Source organism: Kocuria sp. CPCC 205260 (genome assembly GCF_040981045.1).
Taxonomy (GTDB): Bacteria; Actinomycetota; Actinomycetes; order Actinomycetales; family Micrococcaceae; genus Kocuria; species Kocuria palustris.
Genome location: NZ_JAVKPT010000071.1, coordinates 1 through 572 on the forward strand (window position 1 = coordinate 1; position 572 = coordinate 572).

Here is a 572-nt window from a genome sequence, read left to right on the forward strand (position 1 = left end):
ATCGCGGGGAGGACGTCGAGGCCGGCCATGACCACCAGTTCGGCCCCGGCGACCCGCACCCACACCCCGCCCCGACGAGTCCGGGCGGGGTGGAGTAGCGCACCGAGCCGAACCGGATGGTCTGGTCGGTGCCCACCGTGCGGGTCACCCCCAGGGCGGTGGTGTGCGGAGCGGCCGGCAGTACGTGCAGGCGTTGCTGCTCCTCGGCCAGCGCCTCGGCGGGCACCCGGGCCGACTCCCGGTGGGTGCGTCCGTTGACCTTGGTGCAGAACGCCGTGCAGGCGGCCTCGAGTGCGGCGAAGGAAGCGTACTGCTCACGCAGGTTCGCCTCGGTGGGCACCAGATCGGCCTTGGCGATGCGCACCGTGGACTCCGACCCGCCCTTGGACTCGGGGTCGTAGGGCACGCAGGTGTGCACCTGGGTGCCGTAATGCCGGCCGGCTTGAACGATCTGCGGGTGGCGCACCGGCACCCCGGCCACGTGATCGACGGTCACGGTCCTGGGGTTGTCGGTGAGCACGTAGGTCGGCACCCCGCCGATCCGCGCCAGAGTCGCATCCAGGCACCCAATC

1 pseudogene is annotated in these 572 nt (G+C 71.9%); it reads right to left on the reverse strand.

What is annotated here, in order from left to right:
* A pseudogene (locus RF645_RS13215) lies at window positions 1–572 on the reverse strand (IS21 family transposase); the annotation flags it as partial.